This is a genomic window from Prosthecobacter sp., assembly GCF_044226605.1.
Lineage (GTDB): Bacteria > Verrucomicrobiota > Verrucomicrobiia > Verrucomicrobiales > Verrucomicrobiaceae > Prosthecobacter.
Genome location: NZ_JBGAGS010000003.1, coordinates 396,138 through 414,554 on the forward strand (window position 1 = coordinate 396,138; position 18,417 = coordinate 414,554).

Genomic DNA, 18,417 nt, shown 5'->3' on the forward strand with positions numbered 1-18,417 from the left:
GCGGGGCAGGGGACGTTGCTATCGTCTAGTCATCCTGAAACTCGACCGCCTCGGCGATGCCGTCCTCTCACTAGGTGCTGTTCGCGTCCTAATCCGAGAATTCGGCTCTGAACAAACCCTTCTGATCGTCTCCACCGTTGCTGAACCTCTTTATCGACGCGAGTTTCCAACCGTGGGTTTGCTGGTTCTGCCGCCCTTTTGTGAATCCTTTTGGCCCGATTTCGTGCAAACCATGGTCCGCCATGCCGCACGGTTGCGTGCCATCACACCCGATCATCTCGTCTGCCTCCGCCATCAGCCCTCCGACTACCTTCACGCCATTGCAGCTCTCACTCAGGCCCGCCAAGTCCATGCCTCGGAGTGGATCCAACCTGGAGAGCGTGTGTGCCTCACCTATCCCCGCTGCCAGCGCGTTACCTATCCCGTCGAATCCGCGGACGGCTGTCTCGAACTCGAAGCCCACCGCCGCGTGGTTGAAAGCGTCCTTCACCGCACGGTGGACTTCCACGAAATGCTTCCAGTCCTGCCTTCCAGCACCGTTGAAACCGGACCCACGCTGCTGGTCTGCCCGCTGGCAGGTAATACCATTCGCCAGTATCCCCCTGCAACCCTCGCCACGGCCATCGCCTTATTTCTGCAATCCGCTCCCGCCATGCGCGTCACTTTTTGTCTGCCGCCTGGCGTCAACCACATCCTATACGAACAGCCCTTGCAGGACGCAGGCGTCTCCTCCGTACAATGGGTGCACCCGGCAGATTTTAAAGAACTTATTCAAGCCATCAGCTCCGCGCACATGGTGCTGGCGCCCGATTCAGCGCCTGCGCATCTCACCACCGCCATGGACAAACCCGGCGTCTTTTTGCTGGGCGGTGGCCAGTACGGCATGTTCGGCCCTTGGCAGCGCAGTCAGCGCCAGGTCTGGCTGCATCATGCCATGGACTGCTATCACTGTCAGTGGCGCTGCATCCATTCCGAGCCGTACTGCATCACGCACATTCAGCCCTCTGCCGTAGCTGCCGCTCTACAGGCCGTTCATGCCGCGGCAGGCCCGCCGTGATTTCTGACGGCAAAGAAGCAGTCCGCATAGCTTGCATTCGTCGTCAGCGTGATCGGCTTTTCATAGTGACCTTCCAGCATCTTCATCACGGCCGCGAGATTTTCATGCCGTACCTCCACGCAGATCGCTCGTGGGACAAACCGCGACAAATCCAGCCCCCGCAGCGCATCGACTTCAAAGCCTTCCACGTCCAGGCTCAAAAGATCGAAATCACAGGGTGTGCCAGTTTCTACCAGCACGTCCGTCAGAGTTCTCACCGTCGCCTCGACGAACTGCTCCAGCGGCGGCAGGCCCTGTCCCTGCAGCCCGCTGCTGGCACGCGCCTGCTCCGTGGCATCATCGGCCAGCGCACCACGCACCATCGTCATGAGACCCGCGTGACGCAGCCTCACCGTGCTCCCGGCATTTTCAGGAGCGCCAAGCGCACAGCACACCACCTTCGACTCCTTGCGCCGTTTCTCGCATCGCCTCGCGAGCGGTGGCAGCGGTTCGATCAGCACACCGCGCCAGCCCTTCATCTTGGCAAAGAAGTATGTGTTGCTCTGCTGAAACCCGTCATAGGCGCCCGCTTCCACAAACCATCCTCCACGCCTCGGCAGCAGCGCTTCGAGCTGACGGTCCAGTCCATTCAGCGCAGGGCGCGACAGCCAGTCGATTCGGCACCACTCCAGCACCGGCCGGACGAGATTGAAAAGCCGGTCACGCCGCGAGTAGATGGAGCGGTAGGGCAGGGGCTCAGGTTTCACATCGTCTGCTCCAGGTTGCCATACACCTCCGCTGCCCAGCCTGCGCCCAGATGCGGCACCGCGCTCTTCTGTCGCACAAAGACAGACGTGCACCAGGTGTAATCATTGACGGGACCAAAGCCGTGAAAATCGATCTGCATCATCCCTTGCGTGCGCAGCCAGTCACACGTGGGTGCGTTCCAGTCCGAGTTGTCCAGCATCAGCAGGCCGTGCTCCACCAGAAAAGGCAGCGACGCCCTCGCGCATTCAGGACGGAGAAAGCCATCGATGACAATCACCTCAAACATGCGCCCCTCTTTCAGCGGCGACTCCACATAGCTCGTTCCCTCCACCGGACCGATCAGCCGCAAATTTTCCGGCGCCTGGCTGCGGATCATCTCAGCCCATGTGGCCCTGCCTTCCACCGTCGTCACCGTTTTGGCCCGTGCCGCCCACCACAGCGAGCTTTGCCCGCCGCCATACTCCAGCACGTTCGCTTGGGAAAAGTCCAGGCGCGAAAGGTAATCCAGCGCAGGAAAGGTGATCCATGGCACCGGCTTTCCCTGGCCGTCCACAGGCACTCCCGTGCGAATGCTCTGCCAAAGAGCCCGTTTTGCAAACAAGGTTCGCACGATTCGAATCGCTTTGCCAGCACGTGGGAAAAAGTGATGGATCGCACGCTCAATGAGGGTCATCTGACTTATTAATCTCTGCTTGCCACACTTCTGGCAAGCTTCTATTTGCAGTGAGAATGGAGTTCGCATCCGACCACGCAGTCACAGCCGCAAATGTGTGGATTATCCTGCCTGTGCACAATCGTCGCGAAACCACCGCCCGTTGTCTCGCTCACCTGCGCACCCTCGGTGTGCTCTCCTGGGCTCAGGTCCTGGTGGTCGATGACGGCTCCACCGATGGCACACGAAGCATGCTGCAGAATGACTTTCCCGGCGTGCACATCCTCGCTGGGGATGGCCAGCTCTGGTGGTGCGGCGCCATCCGTCTCGGAATGCAGACCGCCATTCAGCAGGGCGCCGGCTGTGTCGTCTGGTTGAACGATGACACACTGCCCCAGAGCGGAACATTGGAGATGCTCGTTAGTCTCGCCTTGGAGCGTTGCGCCATCTGCGGCGGCGTCGCGCGCACCACTCCCGAGTCCTTTGTCTACGCAGGCGGTGTCATGCACAAACGCTGGCCTCAACGGCTGACAAACGTCCCCGGCCCCGAGGCCGCCCCCATGCCGCTGGAATGGCTGCATGGAAACACGGTTGCCATTCCTGCCGCCGTCTGGCGCCGGGTCGGACTTCCGGAAGCCCATTGGATGAAGCAGACCTTTTCCGACATCGAATACACCCTGCGCGCCCATCGAATGGGCATCCCGGTGCTGCTCGTTCCTGCCGCGCAAAGCGTGGCTCAGTTCAACGACTCCGCCACTTACTGGTCATGGGCCGATCCTCGCCTTTCCTGGTGGGACATCCTCAGCGGCTTCGGCCGGTTGAAAGTCTGGTGGTATCTTCCCGGGCTCGTCTATTTTAAGGTGACCACATCGGGCATGATGGGCGCTTTGGATTGCGTATGGATATGCGTAAAGGCCCTGCTCCTGGGCATATATAAATGTAATGCAATCCGCTGGTTGACACAAAACATCAAAAGGCCCAAAGGCTTGTTTTGATCTGAATGAGTGACGTGTCAGCCAACCGCCGCAACCTCCACCAATGGGTGGTTTTCGGTCCTGATTGGGGCAGGCACCCTTCGACCTGCCAGCATCTCTTCAATGAAATGCTGGGCGCCCATTCCGTCATCTGGGTGGAGACGGTCGGCCTGCGCCCTCCTAGGTTGACCTTGCGTGACCTTTCTCGCAGCTGGCAAAAGCTGGTTGACTATGTTTCAGGTCGTCGCAATCGCACCACGGCTTCGCGCCCAGGCCTCACCGTGCTATGCCCTTTGACGTTGCCATTTCCAAATTCTCGCCTCGCCCGGAAATTCAATCAATGGCAGATCATCAGGAGCGTCAAACGCGCTTGCCGCCGCCTCGGTTTTAAAGACCACACCCTCGTCGTCACCGCCCCCAGCCATTGCGATGTTGTTGGCTCTCTGGGGGAGGGGATGAGTCTCTTTTACTGCCCCGACAACTACGCCCTCTGGCCGGGCATGAACGCCCATGTCGTGCAGCATATGGAGGCGGAGCTGACCGATCGTGTGGATGCAATCGTGGCGGTTTCAGAGCAGCTCGCGGAGCGCTTCAAATCCAGTGGTAAACCGGTTCATGTGCTGACTCAGGGAGTAAACGCGGCCCATTTCGCGCAGTCTTTGCCTGCTCGGGATTCAGGGCAATTTGAGATCGTGTATTTTGGCATGATCGATGAACGTCTGGATGTGGATCTTTTGATTCAGCTCGCACGGCGGCTTCCTCAGGCACGCTTCCGCATGATTGGGCCGGTATTGATTGACACCCGCAGATTGCGCGAACTCCCCAACATGAGATTGGAGGCGCAGCTGCCTTTTGCAGATCTGCCTGCAGCCTTGATTTCCGCTAATTTGTTCATCATGCCTTTCGTGGTGAATGAGCTTTCGAAAAGCTGCAGCCCCTTAAAAATTAAAGAGTATCTGGCCTGCGGACGACCGGTGGTTGCCATGGCACTTCCTGAAACCCAGCGGCTCAAAGACTACGTGCATGTGGCGCCGGACCCCAATTCTTTCGAGGATGCCGTTGTTGCTGCATTTGAAGGCCGGCTGCCGTTTGATTTGGAAGCGGTAAAGCTGATGATTGCCAGGGAAGGGTGGGAGCAAAAAGCACAAGATTTTCTCGAGTTTGCAGAAACGCAGCGGCGGTCCATTCACTAATCACTTCCGTGGAAGCTTCCAGGAATGGATCAAGCAACCTCAGCAACCGCACCTCGCATTAAATCAGGCCTGTGCATCCATTAAGGATGCGGCGGTGGCTGAAAGGGCTGCAAGTTTTATGCTCTCCAGTTCGGACGGGGTGAGAGCAAAGGGAGATCTAGGTTTGCAGCAACGAGTGCAGGAAGACATTCCTCGATTTGCTCTCTTTGTATAGGGAGATCCAAAGATGAGGTTTCCAGGTCTCGTGTGCCCAGTCTTTCTCCGTAAGGAGTAAGGCGATTGCGGCAGCCTGGGTGAGCGCAAGAGTTCACGCCCGCATTGACTAACTCCGACCATCAAACCGCCAAGTCCGACAGCAGTTGATACACCGGCCTCCTCCGTACGCATCGAGCCCCAATGGCAGGCACTGTTGCCTTACCATTGGGGCTCAAGAGTGAATTAGTAGTAGTCCTTAGCAGAGCTGAACTTACTTGCCGCCACCAGTGACAGTCCACACCGGGGTGCGGTCAATCTTGGGCTTGGTCACCTTGGTCGTGCCAATCGTGATCAACTGGCGATCCCACACAGCTGGTTCGCCAAACCACTTGGAGATACCCTTTTTGTTGGAATCGTCGAGTTCGTAGGTGATGATGAAAGCACCGCCCGGATTTGTCGCGCGAAGGCCTTCCACGAAAACGCGCTCAGGGGGGACGGTGGAGGACCACAGCCACTCAACCCGGCGGCGGGAAGGATCTGCGGAATCCAGGAGAAGCTGCCTGCGAGTGCTGTCCATCCACACCAGAACACGACCACAGGTAGCAGTCTCTTCTTCGAAGTTGGCAAAACGACCTTTTCTGTCACCCAGGTTTACACCCTTGATCTCAAGGCCCGTCACCAGCTTGTAGAAATCCATACGCACCTTGGGCTCACCCACTTGACGCTGACGATAGGCATTGGGCTGGCACGTCATGATGAGCTTGGTCATTTCGCCGGTGCCGATGATCAGGCCATAAGGATTACGCTTGGGTTCATTGCCCATTCCTGCATCGGCCTCATTGATCTGGCCGCTGAAGTTGACATCGCCCTCAATTTTGACGCGACCGATAGGATTCGTCTGCGCAGTGTATCCAGGAGCTCCCCAACCACTGTACCCTCCGTAACCGCCAGCCCAGCTAGAGCCCCAGCCGCCGCCGGAGTAGCCAATTGGCCCCATCGGGCCCCATTGTGCGGCTGCCTTTTGGACGCCAAAACCTGCAACAACGAAGAGAAGAATGTGGAATAAGCGGGACTGTTTCATAATAGGATTTTGCTCTGCTACTTTACTAAATTCCCCTCTATTATGCACTGATCCCTTCGGGTGCCAATTGTTTTTGTACAATTTGTTTGTCAATTTTCCCAGGCATCAAAGGCATGTTTGAGAACGCGAGGGTTTGGTTATCAAATTCTGCTTCGAAAGGGGTGTGTCGTTACTAACAGCTACAATACATTTGGAGCAAACATCGTGCCACCCTCAAAAACGCCATTAGCAAATTACTAGCACTCAGCTTGATTGGGCCGCGTAGAAGAGGTCTGATTCTGCCGCGCTCGCTTATGTTCATGTGAACGTATCGGGGGTGTTCATTTTTGCCGGCATCAAGGTGGTCCGGTTATTTGAAGGTTTATTCATCTTCCGTAGACATTCTCACAGGTGGCGAATTGGTAATTGTGGTTCCTTTTTATGGACGATGGGATATGTGGGGAATCCCTGTCTCTTAAGAACCAGGTGGGTCACAAGTATGCAATTAGGGTCTGACCTGGCATATCACTTGCTTGCTTTCTCAAATCCGGTGGCATCGGTTTTGAAAAATTCTTGGATGTGGGAGCCACGGATGGTTTCTGAAGACTGGCTGCCAGGTGTTCTTGATGACAAAGGTTGCCGCACAAAAGATGGTCTATTGGAACGCCTCCTTCTTTCCGTTGAGGATGCCGTGACCATCCTTGAGTCTCGAGATCTAGCGACGGTGGCGCTGCTACCATGAAATCATATCAGATCTTTTAAAATGTTGAGGGCGATGGCTCATTTATGCAATGCGTCGAACTCTGGTGTCTTTCGGTTTTTCGATTCAATTGAACTTTTTCATATCCAGATCATTTCCGGTTTAATCCCCCAGAGGCTCAAAAAAACCATTCATGCATAACCTCTGATTTACCTACCTGCATTTCCGAAGAAGGATCACACATCTTCGTGCTCAAATCTTTCAAATATGAAGCTTGCAGAAGTGCTGCGCCATGTAATAGATCGTTAAATTTTCTTTGAACGATGTCGACGTCCATTGCTAAAACCCATCCCAGCAGCAGCATGCTTTCCTGGGATCGTGAGTTGCGGCGCTTTATTGAAGCTGGTGGTAATACCACTCACAGTTTTGGCTTGGGCAGGCTTATTGGACGTATGTTTGCCCTGATCTATTTGCATCCACGCCCAATAAGCCTGGAACAGATTGCCGATCATCTCCAGATCAGCAAAGCCAGCGCGAGCACAACGGTTCGGCAGCTCGAAAAATGGCATGCGGTCACTCCCATCGTCATGGAGGGGGACCGGCGTGACTTCTACAAGGTCGAAACGCGCTTCAGCCTGATCATAAAGAAAGGGCTTCTTCCAAACTTGAAAAAGAAGCTCCGCTCTGCGGGCGACCAGATTGATCGCGTTCTCGCTGCCGAACTTCCCAAAAAAAAGCCGAAGCGCTCGAGTGCTGAGGAATCCTTCAATTCGTCTGAGATCCAGGAGATTCACGAAAGGCTGGTGGCGGCTCGCAGCCTCCATCAGAAGCTTGACAGAATTCTGTCCAGCAACCTGCTGGACTATTTTTTGTAACTCTAGACAACAACTTAAACGCATCACCCCGATGGGCGAAGCGACCAAATCCCAAAAAATGGCAGACGGTCTTGCGACCGAGGGCGGCAGCTTGCTCGCAGACGGTGGCGGTAACATCACCTGGTCACATCTGGATGTGTCTCGTGAAGATCGTTGGAGGTTGCTGGGCCAGCGCGGCGGACTCGTTTGGTTCACCGGCTTGTCGGGTTCCGGCAAATCCACTCTTGCTACAAGTCTCGACGTCAGTCTGCACAGGCTGCGACGTGCCAGCTTTGTGCTGGACGGCGATAATTTGCGTCATGGATTGTGCCGGGATCTCGGTTTCAGTGATTCTGATCGCACAGAGAACATCCGGCGTGCTGGCGAGGTCGGCTGCCTCATGGCCGAAGCCGGGCTTATCGTCATCTGTTCGTTGATTTCTCCTTTCGCCGCCGATCGTCAGTTGGTGCGTGAAGCATGCGCCAAACAAGGCGTGAACTTTCTTGAGATTTATGTCAATGCACCGCTGGCAGTTTGCGAAAACCGTGATCCCAAGGGGCTCTATCGCAAAGCCCGGCAGGGAAAAATCCAAGGCTTCACCGGAATCGACTCTCCCTACGAGCCGCCGCAAAATCCTGATCTCGAATTGCGCACAGATTTGCACTCGCTGGAGGTCTGCCAGGAGGCATTGGCAAAATGCGTGCTTTCCACGATGTCAGTGGCCTGAAAGCATGAAGTTCATTCACTTCACCCGTATGCTCCATTGTGTCGCTTCAAAAAATCTCTCGTTGAACTGATATGACCAAATCGACGAGCAATGACTCGGATGTTCTTATCCGGGCAGGTCAGCACGAATTGCATTACTGGCGTGATCTCTGGCGTTACCGAGAACTCTTATACTTCCTGGCATGGAGGGACATCCTGGTGCGTTACAAGCAGACGATTGCGGGCAGTGCGTGGGCGTTGTTGCGCCCGCTATTGAATACGATTGTGTTCACGGTCCTTTTCAGCAGGCTGGGAAAGTTCCCTTCGGATGGCGTGCCTTATCCGGTGCTGGTTTTGGCTGGCATGGTGCCATGGCAGTTGTTTAGCGGCGCCGTCCTGGGAGCAACTCAGAGCCTGGTGACAAACTCCAATCTGATTTCGAAAGTTTACTTTCCCCGCCTTATCATTCCCTGCAGCACCTTGGGAGTCGCATTGGTGGATTTCCTTTTCACTTTCGTCCTGATGATCGTCGTGGCGGCGTGGTACGGAGTCATGCCCACCGTACGTCTGCTGGCATTACCCTTGCTCGCTCTTTACGCACTCATGGCTTCTCTTGGGCCAAGCGTTCTCATCGCTGCAATGATGGTGAAGTTTCGCGATTTTAAACACGTGGTTCCATTCTTGGTGCAGATCGGGACATTCGTCTGCCCTGTCGGATACAGTTCCAGTTCGATTCCCGAAAAATGGCGTCTTCTGTATTCTTGCAACCCCATGGTTGGCGTGATCGATGGCTTCCGCTGGGCCGTCCATGGCGGCACCCCGCTGCATCTGCCGGGCTTCCTGATTTCCGTGGGAATTACCCTGCTGCTGACCTTCCTGGGATTGTGGTATTTCCGCCGCACTGAGAGAACTTTTGCAGACGTGATATGAGCAATGATGTGGTCATCAGTGTCGAGGGGCTTGGCAAGTGTTACCAGATCGCCCATCTCGAAAAAGGTGCGGCAGGAAAGGCCAATACTTTAAGTGAGCGCATTCAGCATGCGGCCGCGTGGCCGCTGCGTGTATTGAAGCGCAAGCAGGAGGTCAAGCGCAGCACGGAGGAGTTCTGGGCTTTGAAGGATGTCGGCTTCGAAGTGAAGCGCGGCGAGGTGCTCGGCATCATTGGCCGCAACGGCGCGGGTAAAAGCACGCTGCTCAAGGTCCTCTCTCGCATCACCGAACCGACGCGTGGTGAAATCCGCCTTCGTGGCAAGCTGGCTTCATTGCTCGAAGTCGGCACGGGATTCCATCCCGAACTGACCGGTCGGGAGAACATCTTCCTCAATGGAGCGATCCTTGGAATGAGCCGCCAGGAGATCCGCGCCAGATTCGATGAAATCGTCGAATTCGCCGCGGTCGCGAAGTTCCTTGATACTCCGGTGAAGCATTACAGCAGCGGCATGTATGTCCGTCTTGCCTTTGCCGTGGCCGCTCACCTCCGCACTGAGATTCTCATCATTGATGAGGTTCTGGCGGTCGGCGACATGGAGTTCCAAAAGAAGTGCCTCGGAAAGATGGGCGAAGTCACGAAGGACGGCCGCACCGTGCTGTTTGTCAGCCACAACATGCAGGCCGTCTCCACGCTGACAACTCGTTGCCTTCTGATGCAGAAGGGGAGTTGTGTGTTTCAGGGATCGACTCGTGAAGCCATTTCGGCCTATTTGGAAGATGGCGTGTCAGCCGGTACGGCGTATATGCCAGGCAAGGAACCCAAGGGCGTGGCCTACGTTAGCAAGGCGGAAGTTCTGACCTCCGAGCCTGGTGGCACACACGCCTGGGGCCAGCCGCTCAAGTTTGTTTTCGAGATCACCGCCAAGGCCCCCCTGCAAAACGCATCGTTTTCGTTTCACATTTTGGATCCGCTTCAGCAGCCCGTGGTCCACTCCTGGGTGTTTGATTCGGAACAGCCAATGCTGCGTTCTCCCGGAGTCTTCCGCCTGGAATGCACCTTGCCCGCCCCTCGGCTCTACATGGGTCAGTACACCATCACCACCTACCTCGCCGACGCCCTTTCCAAATCGATGACGGAGTCGGTTGAAGGCATCTGCTCCTTCCAGGTGGTCATGCATGGCAAGCATCGTGAGTGGGCCTGGCAGGAAGGCGCCTGCAAGTATTTGGAAGACTGGGATTGGAACGTCAAAACCCCGACTGCATCATGAAAGAGCTAGCCAAGAATTTCATCAAAACACTGCGGAAAAAGCCGTCCAAAGACGCGGATATGGATCCGCGCCTGAAGAAGGTGCGCAAGAACACGATGTGCCCCAGAGACGCCCTGGAGTCCATTCTGCGTATCAGCGAGACAGTGCGCAACGCCGGAATCCCTGGCGACATCGTCGAGTGTGGCGTCTGCAACGGCGGCACGGCGGCCCTCTTTGGCAGCGTCGTTGGATTGGAGAGTCGCAAGCTCTGGCTCTACGACTCCTTTGAAGGCATGCCTGAGACCACGGAAGCGGATGGCACCGAAGCCGCGGAGTGGGTTGGGAAATGCGTCGGTTCCGAGGAGACGGTGAAGAAGATCCTTGCTGATTGCAACGTTCCAAAAGAATCGACCGTCATTCGCAAAGGCTGGTTTGAGGACACTTTCAAACAACCACTGCCTGAAAAAGTGGCCTTGCTCCACGTCGATGCCGACTGGCACTCCAGCGTCACGCTCTGTCTGGACACCTTCTTTGATCGCGTCGTGCCTGGAGGCTACATCATCCTGGATGATTTCGGCTACTGGGAGGGCTGTCGCGAGGCGTTCTATGATTTCTGCGCCCGTCGTGGGATCAAGCCTCTGCTGGAGCGCGCGGGAATTTATCAGGCTCATTGGATCAAGGGAGAGATGCATCATCGCCCTGCCTCAAACTCATGACCGCATCGCCCATCACTCACCAGTGTCCGCTTACCGGAGCTGCTGGCCAGGCGCTCAGGACACGCCAGCCGGATGAACTGTTTGGTGCGTACGCGACTTACTGTCGCTTCCCACTGACCGAGGCACTGCGTGAAAAATACTTTCGGGAACCCGTTACCGAATACTTTGCAGCCGAATCCGGGCTTCGCTGGTACTCTCCCAGCCGGCTGGGGGATTCGGATTTCTACGAGCGTTTGTCGTCGTTCCCGGACTACTACAATCCGGCATCCTGGGACAAATTGGAGGCACTTCGCATGGTGCGTGAATCGCGCCCTTCATCAGTGGTCGATGTTGGCTGTGGAGATGCGTGGCTGGTGCGCGAGATCCAGTCCTCCGGGATCAAGGCAATGGGCACGGATTTGAACGAAGAAGCCATCGCCAAAGGACGGGCGGAAGGATTGGATGTGCATCTCCCTGATTCTCCTGAGATCAAGGGCCGCCACGCAGAAGTGATGATCTCCCTGCAGACCTTGGAACATGTCCATGAACCCGTCGCCTGGCTGCAGGCTCAGGTGCAGCAGTTTCAGCCTAAAACACTGATCCTCGCCGTTCCTGCTCATGACACCATGCTCGGGCGCAGCACCGAGCCGTTGTGCTGGCCACCTCACCATTTCACCCTCTGGTCGGCAAAGGCCATGAAAGTCCTGGCGCAAAAAATCGGCTATCAGCTCAGCAGCGTGGACTACGAGCCGAACTCCTGGCGGCGGTTCAATGGCACGTTGAATCGTGAAGGCCGCCGCAATCTGGATGGCACGATGCGGTTTCCCAAAAGCCGCACCGGGGCGCTGCTCTATGACCTGATGTGCCTCCTCCGGAAGCCGTGGGCTCGCCGGGCGCATTCGCTCATCGCAGTTCTCCATCGCTCTTGATCTTCTATGCCAGCCCCTGTCGCCACCCTCATCAGCGCCGATCCATACCTGCGCGAGCGTTTGGAACCCGCTCCCGGGGACTCGATGTATCTGCATCTGAGCGACCTTAAGCTGGCTATGGCATCCGTGGAGGATAGCCGCCCGCTGGATCTCCTCGACTTCGGCTGCGGTGGATCGCCTTATCGCAGCTTGTTTCCCAATGCGCACTACAAGCGCGCGGATCTTCCCGGCACCGAAGGTATCGACTACGAGATCAAGCCCGGAAATGCGTTTGAGCCTCTGCCTGTGGAGTCGGCATCCTTCGATCTGGTCCTCTCCAGTCAGGTGCTGGAGCATGTGCCAGATCCCGACGCTTACCTGCGCGAAGCTCGTCGGCTGCTTCGCCCTGGCGGCAGGATGATCATCACCACCCATGGCATCTTCGAAGACCATGGCTGCCCCTACGATTTCCAGCGTTGGACCGATGCCGGTCTGGCCCGTGACCTCACCCGAAATCATTTTGAAATCGACGAAGTCTGGAAGCTGACGACTGGCACCCGCGCCGCCTTGTTTCTCCTTGAGCAGGCCTTTCCAAAAGTCCGGGCACGCACCTTGTTCGGCGCCTGTCTCTGGCCCCTCCGCTATGCCATGCTCAAGCGCCGCGCCTGGTGGCACCGCGGCTGCGACACCGCCTTCTCCACCAATCGTTTCGTGAAGGCGGATCTGGCAAAGCATCGCCTGTATATCGGCCTTGGATTCGTCGTTCGCGCTGTCTGAAACAGCACGCTCGAAGGCAACCAGACAGCATCATGCCAAAGCTTCCACACGTAGGATTCGTGACCCTGCACCGCGCCGGCATTGGCGGCTCGGAAATGCTGTGGAGCCTCTCTGCCCGGCACCTGAAAAAATCAGGACTGGAGATCACCGTTTTTCATCATGTGAAGCCAGGCGCTGCGCATGGCGAGAAGTTGTGGTCGGACATTGCCGCTTCCGTGAACTGCCTGCCTTCTCCCAAAAGCCAGGTCCGCCGCATTCTGGATGCTGGCAGACGCATGGTGGCGGGGAATCCCGAGTCAAAATTCCGCGCCGCCCTTCGCACGCGAAAGCCCGATCTTCTCATCATCAATTGCGGCGGCCATCTGTCCGGCCGCGAATACGCAGAAGCCTGTCGCGAACTCGGCCAGCCTTACGGACTCATCGTCCAGCTCGCCAACGACGTCGAGTGGCCCTCCGACTCGGTTCGCGAAAGCTACAATAGCATGTATTTCGATTCCGCTCTGACCGTCTTTGTTTCACGTCACAACCTTGAAATGGTCGAGACCATGGTCGGGCGACGGTTGAAAAACGCGGTCATCATTCGCAATCCCTGCCTGCTCGCGGAAAACCATCACTCACTTCCATGGCCCTCATCCATGTCGCCCGTTCGCATGGCCTTGCCGGCACGGCTGGACATTCATGACAAAGGACATGACGTGCTGCTCAAGGTGCTCGCTCAGCCCGAATGGCAGGCGCGCGATTGGCAGCTAAACCTCTACGGCCAGGGCCGCCACGAACAGGGAATTCGCGATCTGGTCCAGCTCCTCGGCTTGCAAAGCCGCGTAAACTTCTGCGGTCACGTCTCAGATCTCTCCGAAATCTGGCGTAGCAATCACCTCCTCGTCATGCCTTCGCGTGCAGAAGGACTCCCGCTGGCGTTGATCGAAGCCATGCATGCCGGAAGGCCTTCCGTCGTGACAAACGTGGGCGGAAACTGCGAGCTCGTCACCGAAGGCGAGACCGGTTTCATCGCCGAGGCTCCTGTGCCCGCAAGTTTTTCAGTGGCCCTTGAGCGCGCTTGGCAGGCGCAGAATCAATGGCAGGAAATGGGACAGAAGGCTTGCAGCAAAGTCGGAGCCATCTGGCAGCGAGATCCCGCCGAAGAGCTCGCTGAAAAAATCACCACCGCATTGGCCGCAGTGTCGTCTCGTTAAAATAACTGGGCATGGCTGTGCATCGAGACTCATGGTTGGACGTCCTTCGCGGACTGGCCGTGCTGTTCGTGATCCTCGCCCATATCGAGTTTCGCGGCACTTCAGTGCCGGCCCAAGTCAGCGCCGCATTCGAGGGTTTCGCGCTCATAGGTGGTCGTGCAGGGGTTGATCTGTTTTTCGTCCTCAGCGGTTTTTTGGTCTCAGGTTTGTTGTTCAAAGAATGGGAGCAGACAGGCACCGTCAGACCCGGCAGATTCCTCATTCGCCGCGGATTCAAAATCTATCCGGCCTTCTGGGTCGCACTGGCATTCATCGTTGCAGTGCGCATTTGGAAAGGCCACGGCGTGCCGGTGGACCGGTTGATCGGAGAACTCCTCTTCCTGCAAAACTACGTCGGCCGCCTGAGCGATCCGCATTGGACTCTCGCCGTGGAGGAGCACTTTTACCTGCTGCTCGCCGGCTTGTTCATGTGGCACTCACGCCACCGCCCCGGAAAGGAGCAGGCCGCTGCCGGAGGCTGGGTGGTTAAACTCTTCGTGTTCCTCGCGATCGGCTGCCTTCTGGCCCGAACGATAGCCTTCTACAGATATCCAGGTTGGAACGAGCCCGTCTTGATGATGACCCACGCTCGCATCGACGGACTCTTCCTCGGTGTGCTCCTCGCCATGGGATGTCGAAATCACGGTTGGCATACCCGCCTTCAATCAAAGCTCGGCCTGCCTGCGTGTTTCCTTCTTGCAGTATTCGCATGGTGGCTCGTTTACGCCGGTCTCAAAGCAGATCAGCCATGGGCCTCATTCGCCGGCATGGATCTCACCGGTGGAGTGGCTGCACTTCTGCTTCTCGCAGGTGTTGGGCGTCCTGAATTGGGTTCCTTCTTTGCCTTTCGTTGGCTTTCAGTCGTCGGCCGCCATTCTTACAGCATCTATCTCTGGCACATGCCCTGGCTGAGATTTTTGCAGCCCTATCTCGAAAAACTAATCCCCGGGCAGAAGCGCTGGTGGATCACCTCTCTCCTCGGTGTCGCGGGCTCTCTGGCCCTGGGCCGCTTGATGGCAGCCATCGTTGAAGGCCCTGCGCTCAAGCTGCGCGATCGCTGGTTTCCCGCACCCGCAAAATCATCGCTGGCGATTGCTCCAGCCAGCTGATGTTTCCACTCCTACTATGACAACAAAACCTCAGTCCTTCTTCCCAAATTCCTGGTGGAGGCGCCTGTTGCAAAGCTTTCGCTGGCAGTCAGGGCGAAAATCTGAAACCGCCTTTTGGGACCGTTATCTGAAGACGCGTGGCCTGCGCTGGCAGGCGGAATTTGAGCAGCGCATGAGCCCTGAACTCGAGCTCGATCCAGAGCTTGCCGCGTTGTTGGCTCTCGTCCTCAACGCAGGTGCACAGCCCAAGATCGTCGATGTCGGCGCTGGCCCGTTGTCAGTCGTTGGCAAGCGCGTGAAAGGAACGCCCGTCCAACTCACCGCCCTCGATCCTCTCGCCGCTGAATACGATGTGCTGCTGCAAAAGCATGGCTTGCAGCCACCCGTTCGCACCCAGCCGGGGAAGGGGGAGGAACTCGCTGCACTCTTGCCCGCCGCCTCGTTTGACCTCGCTCACGCACGCAACTGTCTCGACCACGGCCTGGATCCTTATCTCGCCGTCATGCAGATGCTCAGCGTGGTCAAGCCGGGCGGATACGTCTATCTAAAGCATCGGCCCAACGAAGGCATCAATGAAAACTGGCATGGCCTGCATCAGTGGAATTTTTCCATCTCGGCGGGTGGCCATTTCATCATCAGTTCCCGGACCACCGAAATGAATGTGAATCAGGCTCTCGCCGAAGTTGCCGACGTTCGTTGCGAACTGCGCCAGGAAGGCGATGACGAATGGCTTGTGGTCATCATTCAAAAGAAGTCCGCATGAGCTCCTTCGGTCAGCGGTAAGACGTCTCTTTGATCATGTCCACCCCTCGCGTTACTTGGATCATGCCCGTTTTGAACGGCATGCCATTCCTGCCCACAGCGCTTGAGTCGCTGCGCCAGCAGACCTTTCAAGATCATCAGGTTTACGTTTGGGACAATGGCTCCACGGATGGCACCTTGGACGTGTTGCGCGAGTGGATACCGTCTCGCATTCCCGGCAAAGTGTTTGTCGGCGAGCCGCTTTCGTTGGGCATGTCCCTCAAGCGCCTGTTGGAGGAGGCTCCGTCGTCCCTCATCGCCCGCATGGACGCGGACGACATCTGTTTGCCTCACCGTCTGGCCACGCAGGTTGCCCATCTGGAGCAGCATCCTGAACTCGCGGTCATCGGCTCGGAGAGAATCAGCATCGATCTGCAAGACCGGGAAATTCCCCTGCGCTCGGTGTTCCCGCCAGACTACTTCGACATCTTGCACGCCACTCTGCGCGCGCCGCGCGTTCTTCATCCTTCAGTGTTGATGCGACGTGACAAAGTGCTCGAGATCGGCGGTTATCAGGACCTCTCCACACCTGACTCTCCCTACTGGTGCGAGGATTACGACCTCTGGCTCAGAATCCTGAGCAAACACAAAGTCGAGGCACTTCCAGAGCCGTTGATCCGCTACCGCTACAATCCGGACAGCCTCACTGAGACCGAGATGCGCCTGAACCGCTCTGCCAATGCCAAGCGCCGTGCATGGTTGATGAACTGCAAAGCCTTCGCTGGCATTGACTCCGCTTCCGTGGCTGGACGTTTGTGGGATCGCCGCCTGTTCTTCTCCATGCCGGTGATCCTCGGCATCGCTCGTCACTTTCAGAGCAGAGATGGTTTGAAAGTGAGCGAGAGACTCAAAATGCCATCGTTTGTCAGGATCGCCCAGTCTTACCTTCGCCGGGAAGATTTGATCTCGCGCATCTGGCTGCGTGGCCTCAGCAGGAAAATCACCACGACTAACAACGAATGAGTATCATGAGCCAGTTCAGGACATGGCTGGAGCGGCAGCGCTTTCTACCCTCGCGTGCTGGTATTTTCGTAAACCGTGACTTCATCATCCGTCGCGGCCTCATGCGCTGGGTCGGGCACTTCGCAAAGCAGTTCAAAGGTCGCATCCTCGACTTCGGCTGCGGCGAAAAGCCATACGAAAGCCTCTTCAAGGTGGAGAAGTATGTCGGTGTGGACATTGAGGTGAGCGGTCACTCCTCGGAAAAAAAGAAGGCAGACTTCTACTTCCGCGACACAACACTTCCTTTTGCCGATGCGGAGTTTGACGGCGCTCTCTCCACGGAAGTATTCCAGTCCGTGCCGGATCCCGGAGCCATGCTGGTGGAGCTCGCTCGCGTGCTCAAACCGGGTGCGCCTCTGCTCATCACTTATCCCTACGGTTGGGAGGAGGTCGAGATGCCTTATGACATGGCCCGCTACACATCCGTAGGCCTGAACCGCTTCCTGAATGCCGCCGGTTTCGATGTGGAGGAAGTCGTGAAGACTCCCACTTACATCGAGACGCTGACTCAGCTTTTCACCCTTTGGCTGAGCCGCACCGTCCTGCCTTGGGGGCGGCGCGCCGTGCGCATCGTGTCAACCACGCTCTTTGTGGCTCCGATCAATCTCTTTGGCATCATGCTGGGACGTGTGCTGCCCAATGACCCTCGCTACTTCCACAATGTCATCCTGCTGGCGCGCAAGCGTCAGGTGGTGAACCCGCCATCATGAGGCTGCTTGGAAAGCTTCGTTCGTTGCTCGACTCTGCACGGCAGAAACAGCTCGAGCGCGGCAGTTCGTTGAAAGTCGTCTTCTTTCACGCGCTGTATGACGGACAGCAACCATCCGCGGCTCTGGACCCGCTGCTGTCACATTCCACAGACCAGCTCGCAGCGTGCATCGACCGTATCAGGGCTGAGGGCAGGGAGTTTCTTCACCCCAAGGATCTGGGAAAACAGTTGCCTCAAAAAGGACGCTTCGCCCTTCTGACCTTCGACGATGGATATGCCAACAATCGTCTCGCCTTGCCGGTCCTGCGCAGCAAAAAAGTCTCCGCCGCTTTTTTCATCACCAGCCGCCCGGTGGAGACTCAGCAAAGCTACTGGTGGGACGTTCTCCATCGCGAAAGCGCCAGACGCAATGTCTCGGCAGAAGACCTCTCAGCGACTCGAAAACTTCTGAAACTGAAGAGCCCCGAAGGCATTCAGCAGGAATTGACCAGCCGCTTCGGTGCCGACTGCTGGACACCCCATGGAGATGCAGATCGCCCCTTGGATCTCGCCGAACTAGCGAAGTTCGCCGCCGAGCCGGAAGTCGTCATTGGCAATCACACCAGAGACCACGCTCTTCTCGCGCAGTGCGGGGAGTCCGAACTCGAAGAACAGCTCGAAAGCTGTCAGCAAATTTTGGCGCAGGTGGTCGGCACGAGACCCACACTGTTGGCTTATCCGAATGGACGATCGAACGACGCCGTGCTCCACGCAGCCCGGCGCGCTGGCATTCAGACGGCTTTCACCACCCGCAGCGCTCTGGCCCCTCTGCCACTGCCCCCGAGTCAGCATCTTCTCATCCCCCGGCTCGCTCCCTGAGCCACGTTGATT

Annotated in this window: 19 protein-coding genes; 16 read left to right on the forward strand and 3 right to left on the reverse strand. The window is 57.0% G+C overall.

The window, feature by feature from the left end; all coding sequences use genetic code 11:
• Positions 1–232: 232 nt before the first annotated feature.
• Entirely contained in the window at positions 233–1,057 is an 825-nt protein-coding gene (locus ACILSO_RS05945) for a glycosyltransferase family 9 protein (protein WP_395736455.1), read from the forward strand.
• On the opposite strand, the gene ACILSO_RS05950 is transcribed toward ACILSO_RS05945, so the two are convergent.
• Together ACILSO_RS05950 and ACILSO_RS05955 are read right to left on the reverse strand one after the other, a co-directional pair.
• On the reverse strand, positions 1,033–1,803 hold the full coding sequence (locus ACILSO_RS05950) for an FkbM family methyltransferase (RefSeq protein ID WP_395736456.1): 771 nt from the start codon (positions 1,801–1,803) through the stop codon (positions 1,033–1,035). The two genes, ACILSO_RS05945 and ACILSO_RS05950, sit on opposite strands and share 25 nt — an antisense overlap.
• Positions 1,800–2,414: a hypothetical protein gene (locus tag ACILSO_RS05955; protein ID WP_395736457.1), complete on the reverse strand. Its 615-nt coding sequence runs from the start codon at positions 2,412–2,414 to the stop codon at positions 1,800–1,802. The genes ACILSO_RS05950 and ACILSO_RS05955 overlap by 4 nt, the downstream gene beginning before the upstream one ends.
• A 119-nt stretch (positions 2,415–2,533) precedes the next feature.
• Here ACILSO_RS05955 and ACILSO_RS05960 point away from each other — a divergent pair, with 119 nt between their 5' ends.
• Together ACILSO_RS05960 and ACILSO_RS05965 are read left to right on the forward strand one after the other, a co-directional pair.
• Positions 2,534–3,451: a glycosyltransferase family 2 protein gene (locus ACILSO_RS05960; RefSeq protein ID WP_395736458.1), complete on the forward strand. Its 918-nt coding sequence runs from the start codon at positions 2,534–2,536 to the stop codon at positions 3,449–3,451.
• A gap of 14 nt (positions 3,452–3,465) precedes the next feature.
• Positions 3,466–4,623, forward strand: a complete 1,158-nt coding sequence (locus tag ACILSO_RS05965; protein ID WP_395736459.1) for a glycosyltransferase — start codon at positions 3,466–3,468, stop codon at positions 4,621–4,623.
• A gap of 466 nt (positions 4,624–5,089) precedes the next feature.
• Here ACILSO_RS05965 and ACILSO_RS05970 read toward each other — a convergent pair whose 3' ends face one another.
• Positions 5,090–5,899, reverse strand: coding sequence for a hypothetical protein (locus ACILSO_RS05970; RefSeq protein ID WP_395736460.1), 810 nt, complete (start codon positions 5,897–5,899; stop codon positions 5,090–5,092).
• Between the two features lie 1,002 nt (positions 5,900–6,901).
• On the opposite strand from ACILSO_RS05970, the gene ACILSO_RS05975 reads away from it, so the two are divergent.
• From ACILSO_RS05975 to ACILSO_RS06035, 13 genes are all read left to right on the forward strand, one after another.
• Complete coding sequence (locus ACILSO_RS05975) at positions 6,902–7,453, forward strand: GbsR/MarR family transcriptional regulator (RefSeq protein WP_395736461.1); 552 nt, start codon at positions 6,902–6,904, stop codon at positions 7,451–7,453.
• Between the two features lie 31 nt (positions 7,454–7,484).
• Positions 7,485–8,159 (forward strand): adenylyl-sulfate kinase, encoded by a 675-nt coding sequence (cysC, locus tag ACILSO_RS05980; protein ID WP_395736462.1) that lies wholly within the window; start codon positions 7,485–7,487, stop codon positions 8,157–8,159.
• 71 nt (positions 8,160–8,230) lie between these two features.
• On the forward strand, positions 8,231–9,067 hold the full coding sequence (locus ACILSO_RS05985) for an ABC transporter permease (RefSeq protein WP_395736463.1): 837 nt from the start codon (positions 8,231–8,233) through the stop codon (positions 9,065–9,067).
• Entirely contained in the window at positions 9,064–10,335 is a 1,272-nt protein-coding gene (locus ACILSO_RS05990; protein WP_395736464.1) for an ABC transporter ATP-binding protein, read from the forward strand. Before ACILSO_RS05985 ends, ACILSO_RS05990 begins: the two co-directional genes overlap by 4 nt.
• The gene (locus ACILSO_RS05995; protein WP_395736465.1) at positions 10,332–11,030 is read left to right on the forward strand and encodes a TylF/MycF/NovP-related O-methyltransferase; all 699 of its coding nucleotides are present in this window, start codon (positions 10,332–10,334) and stop codon (positions 11,028–11,030) included. The genes ACILSO_RS05990 and ACILSO_RS05995 overlap by 4 nt, the downstream gene beginning before the upstream one ends.
• Entirely contained in the window at positions 11,027–11,938 is a 912-nt protein-coding gene (locus ACILSO_RS06000) for a class I SAM-dependent methyltransferase (protein WP_395736466.1), read from the forward strand. Before ACILSO_RS05995 ends, ACILSO_RS06000 begins: the two co-directional genes overlap by 4 nt.
• 6 nt (positions 11,939–11,944) lie before the next feature.
• Entirely contained in the window at positions 11,945–12,694 is a 750-nt protein-coding gene (locus tag ACILSO_RS06005) for a class I SAM-dependent methyltransferase (protein WP_395736467.1), read from the forward strand.
• Between the two features lie 59 nt (positions 12,695–12,753).
• Positions 12,754–13,887 carry a glycosyltransferase family 4 protein gene (locus tag ACILSO_RS06010; RefSeq protein WP_395736468.1) on the forward strand — a complete coding sequence of 378 codons (1,134 nt, stop codon included), beginning with the start codon at positions 12,754–12,756 and terminating at the stop codon, positions 13,885–13,887.
• A gap of 11 nt (positions 13,888–13,898) precedes the next feature.
• Positions 13,899–15,035 carry an acyltransferase family protein gene (locus ACILSO_RS06015; protein ID WP_395736469.1) on the forward strand — a complete coding sequence of 379 codons (1,137 nt, stop codon included), beginning with the start codon at positions 13,899–13,901 and terminating at the stop codon, positions 15,033–15,035.
• Positions 14,953–15,798, forward strand: a complete 846-nt coding sequence (locus ACILSO_RS06020) for a class I SAM-dependent methyltransferase (RefSeq protein WP_395736470.1) — start codon at positions 14,953–14,955, stop codon at positions 15,796–15,798. The genes ACILSO_RS06015 and ACILSO_RS06020 overlap by 83 nt, the downstream gene beginning before the upstream one ends.
• Before the next feature lie 35 nt (positions 15,799–15,833).
• Complete coding sequence (locus ACILSO_RS06025; protein WP_395736509.1) at positions 15,834–16,799, forward strand: glycosyltransferase; 966 nt, start codon at positions 15,834–15,836, stop codon at positions 16,797–16,799.
• Positions 16,800–16,804: 5 nt separating this feature from the next.
• Positions 16,805–17,548: a class I SAM-dependent methyltransferase gene (locus ACILSO_RS06030; protein ID WP_395736471.1), complete on the forward strand. Its 744-nt coding sequence runs from the start codon at positions 16,805–16,807 to the stop codon at positions 17,546–17,548.
• Positions 17,545–18,405, forward strand: a complete 861-nt coding sequence (locus tag ACILSO_RS06035) for a polysaccharide deacetylase family protein (RefSeq protein WP_395736472.1) — start codon at positions 17,545–17,547, stop codon at positions 18,403–18,405. Before ACILSO_RS06030 ends, ACILSO_RS06035 begins: the two co-directional genes overlap by 4 nt.
• The last annotated feature ends 12 nt before the right edge of the window (positions 18,406–18,417 follow it).